Origin of the sequence: Pantoea sp. GM_Pan_3 (assembly GCF_026541045.1) — a bacterium.
In the GTDB taxonomy this organism is placed as follows: domain Bacteria; phylum Pseudomonadota; class Gammaproteobacteria; order Enterobacterales; family Enterobacteriaceae; genus Pantoea; species Pantoea anthophila.
Genome location: NZ_JALNVA010000001.1, coordinates 690948 through 704382, shown reverse-complemented (window position 1 = coordinate 704382; position 13435 = coordinate 690948). Strand labels below are relative to the sequence as shown.

At 55.3% G+C, this 13435-nt stretch carries 9 protein-coding genes; 7 read left to right on the top strand and 2 right to left on the bottom strand.

Features of this window, described 5'->3' with window-relative positions; translation table 11 throughout:
* The first annotated feature begins 203 nt into the window (after positions 1–203).
* From yeaG to OXR04_RS03325, 6 genes are all read left to right on the top strand, one after another.
* Positions 204–2138 (top strand): protein kinase YeaG, encoded by a 1935-nt coding sequence (gene yeaG, locus OXR04_RS03350; RefSeq protein WP_009089877.1) that lies wholly within the window; start codon positions 204–206, stop codon positions 2136–2138.
* Positions 2139–2226: 88 nt separating this feature from the next.
* A complete protein-coding gene (locus OXR04_RS03345; protein WP_111207572.1) occupies positions 2227–3504 on the top strand; it encodes a YeaH/YhbH family protein in 1278 nt (425 codons plus the stop codon).
* A gap of 278 nt (positions 3505–3782) precedes the next feature.
* Positions 3783–5510 (top strand): potassium/proton antiporter, encoded by a 1728-nt coding sequence (locus tag OXR04_RS03340; RefSeq protein WP_009089874.1) that lies wholly within the window; start codon positions 3783–3785, stop codon positions 5508–5510.
* A 78-nt stretch (positions 5511–5588) separates the two neighbouring features.
* Positions 5589–5822, top strand: a complete 234-nt coding sequence (locus tag OXR04_RS03335; RefSeq protein WP_009089872.1) for a DUF1480 family protein — start codon at positions 5589–5591, stop codon at positions 5820–5822.
* Positions 5823–6198: 376 nt separating this feature from the next.
* The gene (gene wbaP / locus OXR04_RS03330; RefSeq protein WP_033736229.1) at positions 6199–7665 is read left to right on the top strand and encodes an undecaprenyl-phosphate galactose phosphotransferase WbaP; all 1467 of its coding nucleotides are present in this window, start codon (positions 6199–6201) and stop codon (positions 7663–7665) included.
* Positions 7666–7792: 127 nt separating this feature from the next.
* On the top strand, positions 7793–8986 hold the full coding sequence (locus OXR04_RS03325; RefSeq protein WP_267369268.1) for a multidrug effflux MFS transporter: 1194 nt from the start codon (positions 7793–7795) through the stop codon (positions 8984–8986).
* Here OXR04_RS03325 and dadX read toward each other — a convergent pair.
* Positions 8979–10049 (bottom strand): catabolic alanine racemase DadX, encoded by a 1071-nt coding sequence (gene dadX / locus OXR04_RS03320; protein WP_267369267.1) that lies wholly within the window; start codon positions 10047–10049, stop codon positions 8979–8981. The two genes, OXR04_RS03325 and dadX, sit on opposite strands and share 8 nt — an antisense overlap.
* 19 nt (positions 10050–10068) lie before the next feature.
* Positions 10069–11370: a D-amino acid dehydrogenase gene (locus tag OXR04_RS03315; protein ID WP_009089864.1), complete on the bottom strand. Its 1302-nt coding sequence runs from the start codon at positions 11368–11370 to the stop codon at positions 10069–10071.
* A 504-nt stretch (positions 11371–11874) separates the two neighbouring features.
* On the opposite strand from OXR04_RS03315, the gene OXR04_RS03310 reads away from it, so the two are divergent.
* Positions 11875–13410, top strand: a complete 1536-nt coding sequence (locus OXR04_RS03310) for a SpoVR family protein (protein ID WP_009089862.1) — start codon at positions 11875–11877, stop codon at positions 13408–13410.
* Positions 13411–13435 lie beyond the last annotated feature (25 nt).

Sequence of the window (13435 nt, the reverse complement as noted above, 5' to 3'; positions counted from 1 at the left end):
AATTTCTTAGAAGCCATCTACAGTTAGAAGTAACAGCAAAGAGTTTGGACGAGCAGAGTAACCACAAACGTTGTGTATCCCGATAAAAAAGATCAGGTTGGCATAAGGGTTGCTGTACTCAACAGAGAATATCTTCCGGGAGCTGCTACAAGCCTCTAATTACGCTCCTTACCTGTGCTAAAAACGAAAGGACGGGCATCGCTATGAATATATTCGATCACTATCGTCAGCGTTATGAAGCTGCCAAGGACGAAGAGTTCACACTGCAGGAATTTCTTGCCATCTGTAAGCAGGATCGCAGTGCATACGCCAACGCTGCAGAACGACTGTTAATGGCTATCGGAGAGCCGGTAATGGTCGACACTGCTCAGGAGCCACGCCTTTCCAGAATATTCTCCAATCGTGTGATGGGACGCTATCCGGCGTTTGAGGAGTTCTACGGTATGGAGGAGGCAATTGAACAGATTGTCTCCTACCTGAAACATGCCGCCCAGGGACTGGAAGAGAAGAAACAGATTCTCTATCTGCTCGGCCCGGTCGGTGGCGGTAAATCGTCACTGGCGGAACGACTCAAATCGCTGATGCAGCGGGTGCCCATCTATGTGCTGAGCGCCGACGGCGAACGCAGTCCGGTGAACGATCACCCCCTCTGCCTGTTTAACCCGCAGGAAGATGCGCACATTCTTGAGAAAGAGTATGGCGTTCCGCGTCGTTACCTGGGCACCATCATGTCGCCGTGGGCGGCTAAACGGCTGCACGATTTCGGTGGCGATATCTCCCGCTTTAAGGTGGTAAAAGTCTGGCCATCCATCCTGGAACAGCTGGCCATCGCGAAAACCGAACCGGGTGATGAGAACAACCAGGATATTTCCGCGCTGGTGGGTAAAGTGGACATCCGTAAACTGGAGAACCACGCGCAGAACGATCCGGATGCTTATGGTTACTCCGGTGCCCTCTGCCGCGCCAACCAGGGGATTATGGAGTTCGTGGAGATGTTTAAAGCGCCGATCAAGGTGCTGCATCCGTTACTGACCGCCACCCAGGAGGGGAACTACAACGGCACCGAGGGAATTTCGGCGCTGCCCTTCAACGGCATCATCCTGGCGCACTCCAACGAATCCGAATGGGTCACCTTCCGCAACAACAAAAACAACGAGGCGTTCCTTGACCGTGTCTACATCGTTAAGGTGCCTTACTGCCTGCGCGTCTCTGAAGAGATCAAGATTTATGACAAGCTGCTGAACCACAGTGAGCTGGCCACCTCGCCCTGTGCGCCCGGAACGCTGGAAACGCTGGCCCGCTTCTCCATCCTGTCGCGTCTGAAAGATCCGGAGAACTCCAGCATCTACTCCAAAATGCGGGTCTACGATGGTGAAAGCCTGAAAGATACCGACCCGAAAGCGAAGTCGTGGCAGGAGTATCACGATTACGCCGGTGTGGATGAGGGAATGAACGGCCTGTCGACCCGCTTTGCCTTTAAGATTCTGTCGCGGGTGTTTAACTTTGACCACACAGAAGTGGCGGCTAACCCGGTCCATCTCTTCTATGTGCTGGAGCAGCAGATTGAACGTGAGCAGTTCCCGCAGGAGCAGGCTGAGAAGTATCTTGAGCACCTCAAAGGCTACCTGATTCCTAAGTATGCTGAGTTCATCGGCAAGGAGATTCAGACCGCCTATCTGGAATCCTACTCTGAATATGGTCAGAACATCTTTGACCGCTACGTTACTTACGCCGACTTCTGGATTCAGGATCAGGAGTACCGCGATCCCGATACCGGACAGCTGTTCGATCGTGAATCGCTCAACGCGGAGCTGGAGAAGATTGAGAAGCCCGCCGGGATCAGTAACCCGAAAGATTTCCGTAACGAGATCGTGAACTTCGTGCTGCGTGCCAGGGCACACAATAACGGTCGTAATCCGAACTGGACCAGTTACGAGAAATTACGCACCGTCATCGAGAAAAAGATGTTCTCGAACACGGAAGAGTTACTGCCGGTCATCTCGTTCAACACCAAGACCTCTACCGATGAGCAGAAAAAGCATGATGATTTTGTCGATCGCATGATGGAAAAAGGCTATACCCGCAAACAGGTTCGCCTGCTCTGTGAGTGGTATCTGCGAGTGCGCAAGTCGTCCTGATAAGAGTCTGTAAGCATGCCGGGTTGTCAGACCGGCACCACAGGTCGGGTTCGCCCGGCCTGCTTACAATGCAGTTTGGGGGAATACCATGGCCTATTTCATCGATCGCCGGCTGAACGGCAAAAACAAGAGCGCGGTCAACCGCCAGCGCTTCTTGCGCCGTTACAAGTCACAAATCAAGCAGTCGATCTCCGAGGCCATCAATAAACGCTCGGTGACCGACGTCAGCAGCGGTGAGTCTGTCTCAATCCCGATTGACGACATCAATGAGCCGATCTTCCATCAGGGACGGGGCGGAAATCGCCATCGGGTCCATCCGGGTAACGACCATTTTGTGCAGAATGACCGCATCGAACGGCCTCAGGGTGGCGGCGGTGGTGGCGGCAGTGGTCAGGGCAATGCCAGTCAGGATGGTGAAGGTCAGGATGAGTTTGTCTTTCAGATCTCGAAAGATGAGTATCTCGACCTGCTGTTTGAAGATCTCGCCCTGCCTAACCTGCGCCGCAACCAGCATCGTCAGCTGAACGAATATAAGACCCACCGGGCGGGTTTTACCTCTAACGGCGTACCCGCCAATATCAGCGTGGTGCGCTCGCTGCAGAACTCGCTGGCGCGGCGTACGGCGATGACGGCGGGCAAGCGCCGGATGCTGCACGAACTGGAAGAGACGCTTCTGCAGGTGGAGAACACCGAACCGGCACAGTTGCTGGAGGAGGAGCGGCTGCGCAAAGAGATTGCCGAATTGCGGGCCCGCATTGAGCGGGTGCCCTTTATCGACACCTTCGACCTGCGCTACAAAAACTTTGAGAAACGCCCGGAGCCTTCCAGCCAGGCGGTGATGTTCTGTCTGATGGATGTCTCCGGCTCCATGGATCAGGCGACCAAGGATATGGCGAAACGCTTCTATATCCTGCTCTACCTGTTCCTGAGCCGCACCTACAAGAACGTCGATGTGGTTTACATCCGTCACCACACCCAGGCGAAAGAGGTGGATGAGCAGGAGTTCTTCTACTCGCAGGAGACGGGCGGAACCATTGTCTCCAGTGCGCTGAAACTGATGGATGAGGTGGTCAAGGATCGCTATGACCCGGCGCAGTGGAACATCTATGCGGCGCAGGCGTCCGATGGCGATAACTGGGCCGACGATTCGCCCCTCTGTCATGAGATTCTGGCGAAGCATATTCTGCCGGTGGTGCGCTATTACAGTTATATCGAAATCACCCGCCGTGCCCATCAGACGCTGTGGCGCGAATATGAGCATCTGCAGGCGATGTTCGACAACTTTGCGATTGAGCACATCCGTGAACCGGAAGATATCTACCCGGTATTTCGTTCACTGTTTCACAAACAGGCCACGGAAGCCTGATTCGCAGACATTGCAGAGTGACGCTCTTTTTTACACGAAGCCGGTTAACCACCGGCTTTTTTTATCAGCTGAATAACCTGTTAAAACAACCTGTTTTCTTCCCCTTGCCTGCCAACCCCCTCATTCTTCACATTAATCTGATTCCGTATACGTTTAAGCAATTCGTATAATGTGCATTTTCACAATGACAACTCCTTGATAAACCATTATCTTTCAGAGATAGCATGGATATTTATCACCGCTTGGGCATCGCACTGTCATATCTCAGGAGACCGGGTTTGAACCACACTATCGTCTACAGTCTGTTTATCATCGGTTCCGTGCTGGTCGCATCGAGCATTCTGCTCAGCTCTTTCTCATCCAGGCTGGGCATTCCTATTCTGGTCATCTTCCTTGCGCTGGGTATGCTGACCGGGGTCGATGGTATCGGAGGCATCGCCTTTGATAACTATCCGGCGGCCTACCTGATTTCCAACCTGGCGCTGGCAATCATCCTGCTGGATGGTGGCATGCGCACCAAAGCCAGTTCGTTTAAGGTCGCGCTGGGGCCCGCGCTGTCGCTGGCCACCATCGGCGTCATGATCACCGCCGGCTTAACCGGTGTGGTTGCCGCCTGGTTGTTTAAGCTGGATATGATGCAGGGATTCCTGATTGGCGCGATTATCGGCTCCACGGATGCCGCCGCGGTCTTCTCTCTGCTGGGTGATAAGGGCCTGAACGAGCGCGTCAGCTCGACACTGGAAATCGAGTCCGGCAGCAACGACCCGATGGCGGTGTTTCTGACCATCACCCTGATTGAGATGATCGAACAGGGCCGCAGCGGACTTGACTGGATGTTTCTGGTGCACCTGGTGCAGCAGTTCGGCCTGGGGATCGTGCTGGGCCTGGGTGGCGGCTGGGCGCTGCAGCAGCTGATTAACCGCATCAGCCTGGCGGGTGGCCTCTATCCGCTACTGGCGCTGAGTGGCGGCATTCTGGTGTTCGCGCTGACCACCGTGCTGGAGGGCAGCGGCATCCTGGCGGTCTATCTGTGCGGCTTTTTACTCGGCAACAGCCCGATTCGCAACCGCCACGGTATTCTGCAGACCTTTGATGGTATGGCGTGGCTGAGCCAGATTGGCATGTTCATTGTGCTGGGGCTGCTGGTCACCCCTTCCGACTTGTGGCACATCGCCGTGCCGGCGATGATCCTCTCACTGTGGCTGATTCTGGTGGCGCGCCCCCTGTCGGTGTTTGTTGGCCTGCTGCCGTTCCGCAGTTTTACCACCCGTGAACGCTTCTTTATCAGCTGGGTCGGGTTACGCGGAGCGGTGCCGATTATCCTGGCGGTGTTCCCGATGATGGCCGGATTAGAAAACGCCTCACTCTATTTCAACATCGCCTTCTTTGTGGTGTTGGTCTCGCTGATGTTGCAGGGAACCTCGCTGGGCTTTGCGGCAAAAAAAGCGAAGGTGGTGGTGCCGCCGACGGCCTCCCCCATCAGCCGTATCGGTCTTGATATCCATCCGGAGAATCCGTGGGAGCAGTTTGTTTATCAGCTCAGCGCCGACAAGTGGTGTATCGGGGCTGCGCTGCGCGATCTGAAGATGCCGCGCGAGACCCGCATCGCCGCCCTGTTTCGTGACAATGTGCTGATGCATCCCAACGGCGGGACACGCCTCAGAGAGAACGATGTGATCTGCGTGATTGGCCGTGAGCGCGACCTGCCAGCCCTGGGCAAAATGTTCAGTCAGTCGCCGCCGGTTTCGCTCGACCAGCGGTTCTTTGGTGACTTTATTCTGGATGCAGAAGCACGCCTGCGCGACGTCGCGCAGATCTACGGACTGGAACTGGATGAGAGCACCAACGATCAGCAGTCGCTGGGACAACTGATGCTGGGCATGCTGGGTGGCGCGCCGGTGGTGGGGGATCAGGTTGAATGGAATGAGCTGACCTGGACCGTGGCGGAAAAAGAGGATAATCGTATCGTGAAAATTGGTGTCCGGCCGGCAGAAGAGAAGGAATAATCCTAATCATTCAGCCACGTTATTTTCTGTTGATACGCTAAGCTTACAGCTCTGTGCCAGAAAAAACGGGAGAAATGAATGGGACACGTGGTTAAAATTGGTCGTTATGAGATTGTTGATGCCGATCTTGACGGTGAGCATCCTGACACCGTCAGCATTCCCTGTCACACCAATCCCGGCTTAATTACCCAACTCGACGGCTGGGATCGCGATACCAGCGTACCGGCGTGGATTGATGGAAAACCGGTGGATCTGCAGATTGGTCATTATGATAAAGAGCAGGACCGCTGGATTTTAAAAAGACCCGCCTGATGCCTTATCACTACCGCCAGTCGCGAGATTTGGCGGTAATTCCTAAAAAGCGTCTTAAACAGTTTAGTTATAACTGCACCCCTGCTTATTTTATCCTTATATTACAAGGCGTTAGCCGTTTAAAACTTTAATCACTTTTGTTGTTTTCAGATTTTTTCCGTATTAACGCCGTCAAATATCTCCTGCATACTCATTCTCAATGCTGCAACATTTCGTGAGTACCATCACGCTTTAATCTTCATCTTTTTTGCAGCTGTACTGGCTTTACTGACTGCAACAGACTGAAAATTATTTTTTAATTTTTCGGTGGCTCACTCCTGAGCGCGTCCCTGATTCTGGTCAGGCCATCTTTTACTTAAGAAAGAGAGCAGGTTTTATGGCAAGTACATTGATAATGAATAGCCCGAGCCGCTCATGGAGCGGCACGCGTAAAAATATCATCGTGAAATTCGCCCTGAGCTTTTCCGATCTGATTGCACTCAACCTCGCATTATTTTTATCCGCCGCAACCATTCAGGGTATTTGGGGCGAGCTGGATACGTTTATTCCCCCGCATCAGATCGAATACCGTTTTGTGGCGCAGTTTATTATGTCCGTGATGTGCACCGGCTGGTTCTGGGTTCGTCTGCGTCACTACACCTATCGCAAACCCTTCTGGTTCGAGCTGAAGGAGATTGTGAAAACGCTGTTTGTTTTCTCACTGCTCGACCTCGCGCTGATCGCGTTTTCGAAATGGGACTTCTCCCGCATGGTGTGGGTTTTCAGCTGGACATATGCCCTGCTGCTGCTGCCGCTGATGCGAACGCTGGTCAAACGCGCCATTAACCGGGCGGGCCAGTGGCAGAAAGAGACCATCATCATCGGCTCCGGCCGCAACGCTACCGAAGCTTATGCTGCCCTGCAGAGTGAGGAGATCCTGGGCTACAACGTGCAGGCCTTTATCTCTGTCGACGATGAGCCCTCTCAGCAGAGCGTCAATGGCGTGCCAGTGATCACCTGGAAAGACATTAACTGGCAGACCATTGACCGCGACAACGTGCAGTTTATTGTGGCCATGGAGTATGAGCAGCAGCCGATGCGTGACCGCTGGCTGAAATTCCTGTCGAAGATGAACTGCCGATCGGTTTCCGTGATCCCGACGCTGCGCGGCGTGCCGCTCTATGGCACCGACATGTCCTTTATCTTCAGTCATGAAGTGATGATCCTGCGTGTCAGCAACAACCTGGCGAAGCACTCTTCGCGCTTCCTGAAGCGGACCTTTGATATTGTCGTCGCCTCCATGCTGCTGCTGTTCCTCGGCCCGATCTTCGCCCTGCTCTGCTTTATGGTGAAGCGCGATGGCGGCAATGCGATTTATGGGCATGAGCGTGTGGGTCAGGATGGCAAAAAATTCAAATGTCTGAAATTCCGTTCCATGGTGACCAACTCTAAAGAGGTGCTGGAGAAGCTGCTGGCGACCAGTGAAGAAGCCCGAATGGAGTGGGACAAAGATTTCAAACTGAAGAATGACCCGCGCATTACCCGTATCGGTGGCTTCCTGCGTAAAACCAGCCTCGACGAGTTACCGCAGCTGTGGAACGTGATCCGCGGTGAGATGAGCCTGGTCGGCCCGCGCCCGGTGATTGAGGCGGAGCTGGAGCGTTACGCCGGCGATGTGGATTACTACCTGATGGCCAAGCCCGGCATGACCGGCCTGTGGCAGGTCAGCGGACGCAACGATATCGACTACGATACCCGCGTCTACTTTGACTCCTGGTATGTGAAAAACTGGGCACTCTGGACCGATATTGCCATTCTGTTCAAAACCGCAGGCGTCGTGTTACGTCGCGACGGCGCTTACTGAGTTAAAGCCGCGATGCCTGTAAAAAGCAGGCATCGCACTTTCCGCACAGCTTACGCTTTCTTTTTCCCCTCTGAATCATTACCCTCTTCGGCTCGTTTTTTAACAGAACGTTTACCCTCTGGTTGTTATGCAAAAATTTACTTTATTGTTATTGAGCCTGGTGCTGCTGGCACCCTTAGGCATTGACCTCTATTTGCCCACGCTGCCGCAGATTGCTGAAGGGCTGAATACCCCGGTCAGTCTGGTACAGACCACCATTCCTCTCTTTCTGCTGGTGATGGGGCTGGGACAGCTGGTGACCGGGCCGCTGGTGGACAATTATGGCCGTAAGCCCATCGCTCTGCTGGGGCTGGCGCTCTACATCGCCGGCAGCGTGATTGCCGCCACCGCCACCTCCTTCCCGCTGTTCGTGATTGCCCGTCTGGTGCAGGGCTGCGGCGTCTGCTGCAGCGCGGTCGTCGCCTTCAGCGGCGTGCGTGACCGCCTCAGTGGCGATGCCGCTGCCCGCGCTTACGGCTTTCTGAATGGCGCACTGAACATTGTCCCGGCGCTGGCCCCGCTGCTGGGCGGCCTGCTGGCCAGCGCCTTCGGCTGGCGCGCGCCCTTCTGGTTCCTCTGCGCCTATGGTGTGGTGATTACGCTGCTGGTGCTGATCGGCCTGCCCGAGACGCGTCCGGCAGATACCCTGCGGGTAAAAGGCTTACCGGTGAAGCAGTACGCCGCCATCCTGCGTCAGCCACGCTTTCTGGCGTTTGCGTTCGCCAATGCCGGTGCACTGGGCATGGTGCTGACCTACGTATCGCTGGCACCTCAGGTGCTGATGACCGAAGGCGGGCTGACACCGATCCAGTTCTCCTTTGCTTTTGGCGCAAATGGTTTCTGGATCATGTTTGTCAGCATGTTCGTCAATAAAGCGATTCGTAAAGCGGGCCGGCCTTTCTGCCTGGCGATGGGATTCTTCACCATGCTGCTGGGCGCGGTGCTGCTGGTTGCCGGGATGCAGATCTTCCCGGCGGCGATGCAGACGCACTGGGCGCTCTACATGTTTCCGGTGGCGGTTTCTGTTGCCGGTCTGGCCTTCACCGTCGGCCCGGCCACCAGCTATGCGCTGGAGCCTTACCAGCAGCAGGCCGGTGTGGCGTCGGCGTTACAGGGATTTATTCAGATGGCGGGCGGTGCCGCAGGCAGCCTGGTTGTTGTCACACTGCCGGTGGCGGAGAAGCTGTCACTGAGTCTGATGATGCTGCTGGGTGCAGCGCTGGCCTTTATCGCCTGGCGCTGCAGCAGAAAAATGCGCGGCAGTCTGACCGCACTTAGCTGAGAGTGACCGGAACGCGGGGTGCCAGCGCACACATCAGCTCGTACCCTACCGTTCCGGCTGCTTTCGCCACCTGATCGATTTTCACCTGCTCGCCCCACAGCTCCACCGCTGAGCCGATTCCCGCCTGGGGACAGGGGGTCAGATCCACCGTGATCATATCCATCGACACCGCGCCGACGACCTGGGTCATCACGCCGTCAACGCAGACAGGGGTGCCGGTCGGGGCATGCCGTGGATAGCCGTCGGCATAACCACAGGCGACCACGCCAATCCGCTGCGCGGCGCTGGCATGATAGCGGTAGCCGTAGCCGACCCCGTCGCCCGCCTGCAGCTGCTGCACGGCGATAATCTCACTGCTTAACGTCATCGCCGGTTTCAGGCCGCTGCCCGCGATATCCTGCCAGTCGCCGCTGGGTGACGCACCATAGAGCACAATACCCGGGCGAACCCAGTCGAAATGCGCTTCGGGATGCCACAGCGTACAGGCGGAGTTGGAGAGCGACCGCGGACAGTTGAGTCCTTCTGCCGCCTGCTCAATGCGCTGCATGGGCGCAATCAGTCCCTCGGGGTTTTCGGCGTCGGCAAAATGCGCCATCAGCGTCATCTCGCCCGTGTTGCTCAGCGCACGCAGGCTCTGCCAGGCGCTGCTGACCTGTTCCGGCCGAAAACCGAGCCGGTTCATCCCGCTGTTGACCTTAAGATAGATATCCACCGGCGCTGAGAGTCTGGCGTTCGCCAGCGCTTTGATCTGCCAGTTACTGTGAACGCTGGTGGTCAGGCGATAGCGGTCGATCAGCTGCAAATCTTCCGGCCTGAAAAAGCCTTCCAGCAGCAGAATCGGTTTGTTCCAGCCGCGCTCGCGCAGCAGGATCGCCTCTTCCATATTGAGCAGCGCGAAGCCATCGGTGTCAGACAGCGGCTCGCGTACCCGATCAATACCGTGGCCGTAAGCATTGGCTTTAACCACTGACCAGACGCGGGATGCGGGGGCGGCCTGGCGCACGATAGCCAGGTTATGACGTAACGCCTCCGGGTTGATGGTCGCGACAATCGGACGTGACATCCTCTCTCTCCCTGAATACTTAACGAGTTGCGCTGGCGTTACGCAGCGGCGATGAGGTCGCCGCGAAACCAGGTAAGTAGCGGAATACCGCTAAGTCATCCGCCGCAATCGCCGGCGTTTTACCGGAGATCAGATCGGCCAGTAACTGTCCTGAACCACACGCCATCGTCCAGCCCAGCGTTCCGTGACCGGTGTTGAGCCAGAGATTAGAGATGGGGGTGGCGCCGACAATTGGCGTACCGTCTGGCGTCATCGGACGTAAACCGGTCCAGAAACTCGCCTGTGCAAGATGACCGCCCTCAGGATAGAGATCACTGACTACCATCTCCAGCGTTTCCCGCCGCGCTTCGGTCAGTTTGGTGTTAAAACCAACAATCTCTGCCATCCCGCCAACGCGGATACGATCGTCAAACCGGGTCACCGCCACTTTGTAGGTTTCATCGAGGATGGTGGAAACCGGTGCGGCGTCGGGATTCTTGATCGGAATGGTGAGTGAATAACCCTTGAGCGGGTAAACCGGGATGCTCAGAACGTTCTTCAGCAGCGCCGTGGAGTAAGAGCCAAAGGCCACCACATAGCTGTCTGCTTTGATGATCTCATCACCGCACTTCACGCCATAAATGCGATTTCCGTCGCGCAGCAGATGATCGACCGGGGTGTTGAAGCGGAATACCACGCCCGCCTCTTCAGCCATTTTGGCCAGCCGCTGGGTAAAGAGCTGACAGTCGCCGGTTTCATCGTTGGGGAGACGTAATCCGCCGGTGAGTTTATGCCGGGTTGCCGCCAGTGCAGGTTCCACGCGTGACAGCTCATCGGCCTGCAGCAGTTCATAAGGCACCCCCGCGTCACGCAGCACCGCAATATCCTTGCTGGCGCTGTCGAACTGTTGCTGGGTGCGGAACAGCTGCAGCGTTCCGCCCTGCCGGCCTTCATAGGCGATGCCGGTTTCACTCCGCAGCGCTTTCAGGCAGTCCCGGCTGTATTCGGCAATCCGCACCATGCGGCTTTTATTCTGCTGATAGTGGTTGATGTCGCAGTTGCGCAGCATGTGCCACATCCACTCCAGCTGAAAGCTGCTGCCATCCAGCCGGATAGCCAGGGGCGCGTGGCGCTGGAACATCCACTTCACCGCTTTCAACGGCACGCCGGGCGCGGCCCAGGGGGCGGCATAACCTGGCGAGATCTGACCGGCATTGCCCGCGCTGGTCTCCATCGCCGCGGCAGGCTGACGATCGATGACGGTGACCTGATGTCCGGCTCGCGCCAGATACCAGGCACTGGCTACGCCGACAACCCCACTTCCAAGAATCACTACGTGCATAGTTTCCCCATCCAACGTCTAAAAGCATAATTCACTGTTCAGAAGATGATAGTCAGCGGATCACCGCAGCGGACACCACCCCGAAATCACAGCATCCATTTCACATCTTTTTCACTTTTCAGGTAACTAAAATCTTGCTGCACGATGAATTTCAGCGCTTTATGCGCCTTATTACTTAAACGCAGAAATAAATGACAACAAAGGCAGTTAAATCTGCGCATGGCAGGAGAATCATTCAACCTCATACATTCCACTTATAAACAGGATTTTATCCCGCCATCGGGCACATGGTTCGAATTAAAAACGGTTAAATTCCCTGTTGCCTCACACTTAATGATTTTGTGCCAAAGATTTCATTTGAGTTCGCATTTCGGATAGGCGACAGTGGGCTATCATTGTTGTGTTCGCTCAGTTTTTTTCGGGTTCCCTTTTTCAGGATGAAGCCTTAAATAACCAGAACGGGTTGTCTTTCGGGTCAGCCGGTTTGCCACAAAGAGGTGCGCTATGACGACAATCTTTGACGAAGCCATCAGAGACAGCAAACGACTCAATGACGGACCAGACTGGACATTCGAACTGCTTGATGTCTACTTAGCGGAGATCGACCGCGTCGCGAAGCTCTACCGTCTGGATACCTACCCGCACCAAATCGAAGTGATTACCTCTGAACAGATGATGGATGCCTATTCCAGCGTCGGCATGCCAATCAACTATTCACACTGGTCATTCGGCAAAAAGTTTATCGAAACCGAGCAGCGCTATAAGCATGGTCAGCAGGGCCTGGCCTATGAAATTGTCATCAACTCCAATCCCTGCATCGCCTACCTGATGGAAGAGAACACCATGACCATGCAGGCGCTGGTGATGGCACATGCCTGCTATGGTCATAACTCTTTCTTCAAAAATAACTACCTGTTCCGCAGCTGGACGGATGCCGGATCGATTGTCGATTACCTGCTGTTTGCCAAAAATTACATCAGTGACTGCGAAGAGCGCTATGGCGTTGAAGAGGTGGAGCGGCTGCTCGACTCCTGCCACGCCTTAATGAATTATGGCGTGGATCGCTATAAACGCCCGCAGAAGATCTCCCTGCAGGAGGAGAAAGCCCGTCAGAAAAGCCGGGAGGAGTATCTGCAGAGTCAGGTAAACACGCTCTGGCGCACGCTGCCGCGGCGTGAAAAAGAGGCGGTCACGTTCGAAGCCGCACGCTACCCTTCTGAGCCGCAGGAGAACCTGCTCTATTTCATGGAGAAGAATGCGCCGCTGCTGGAGCCGTGGCAGCGTGAGATCCTGCGCATTGTGCGCAAGGTGAGCCAGTATTTCTATCCGCAGAAGCAGACTCAGGTGATGAATGAGGGCTGGGCAACCTTCTGGCACTACACCATCCTTAATCACCTCTATGACGAAGGCAAAGTGTCGGAACGCTTCATGATGGAGTTTCTGCACAGCCATACCAATGTGGTCTATCAGCCGCCCTACAACAGCCAGTGGTATAACGGCATTAACCCCTATGCTCTGGGCTTCGCGATGATGCAGGATATCAAGCGTATCTGTCAGTCCCCTACCGAAGAGGATCGCTACTGGTTCCCGGATATTGCGGGTTCTGACTGGCTGGATACGCTCCATTTTGCGATGCGTGAGTTTAAGGATGAGAGCTTCATCAGCCAGTTCCTGTCGCCGAAGGTGATGCGTGACTTCCGGCTGTTTACCGTGCTGGATGATGACCGCAACAACTATCTCGAAATCGCCGCCATTCACGATGAGGCCGGCTATCGGGCGATTCGCCAGCAGCTCTCCGCCCAGTACAACCTGAGTAATCTCGAACCCAATATTCAGGTTTATAATGTCGATCTGCGCGGTGACCGTTCGCTGACCCTGCGTTATGTGCCGCAGAGCCGCACGCCGCTGGACAAGAGCCGCCGCGAAGTGCTGAAGCACGTGCATCGGCTGTGGGGATTTGATGTGATTCTGGAGCAACAGAATGAGGATGGCAGCGTTGAGCTGCTGGACCGCAACCCGCCGCGAAATACCTCACTCTGACCGCATAAAAAACCGGACGCGATGT

Bases quoted from the DNA above. Each gene is read 5' to 3' on its own strand.
- OXR04_RS03335 (WP_009089872.1), top strand. From the start codon at position 5,589: ATGGGACACGTGGTTAAAATTGGTCGTTATGAGATTGTTGATGCCGAT.
- OXR04_RS03325 (WP_267369268.1), top strand. From the start codon at position 7,793: ATGCAAAAATTTACTTTATTGTTATTGAGCCTGGTGCTGCTGGCACCC.
- OXR04_RS03310 (WP_009089862.1), top strand. From the start codon at position 11,875: ATGACGACAATCTTTGACGAAGCCATCAGAGACAGCAAACGACTCAAT.
- yeaG (WP_009089877.1), top strand. From the start codon at position 204: ATGAATATATTCGATCACTATCGTCAGCGTTATGAAGCTGCCAAGGAC.
- dadX (WP_267369267.1), bottom strand. From the start codon at position 10,049: ATGTCACGTCCGATTGTCGCGACCATCAACCCGGAGGCGTTACGTCAT.
- wbaP (WP_033736229.1), top strand. From the start codon at position 6,199: ATGGCAAGTACATTGATAATGAATAGCCCGAGCCGCTCATGGAGCGGC.
- OXR04_RS03345 (WP_111207572.1), top strand. From the start codon at position 2,227: ATGGCCTATTTCATCGATCGCCGGCTGAACGGCAAAAACAAGAGCGCG.
- OXR04_RS03315 (WP_009089864.1), bottom strand. From the start codon at position 11,370: ATGCACGTAGTGATTCTTGGAAGTGGGGTTGTCGGCGTAGCCAGTGCC.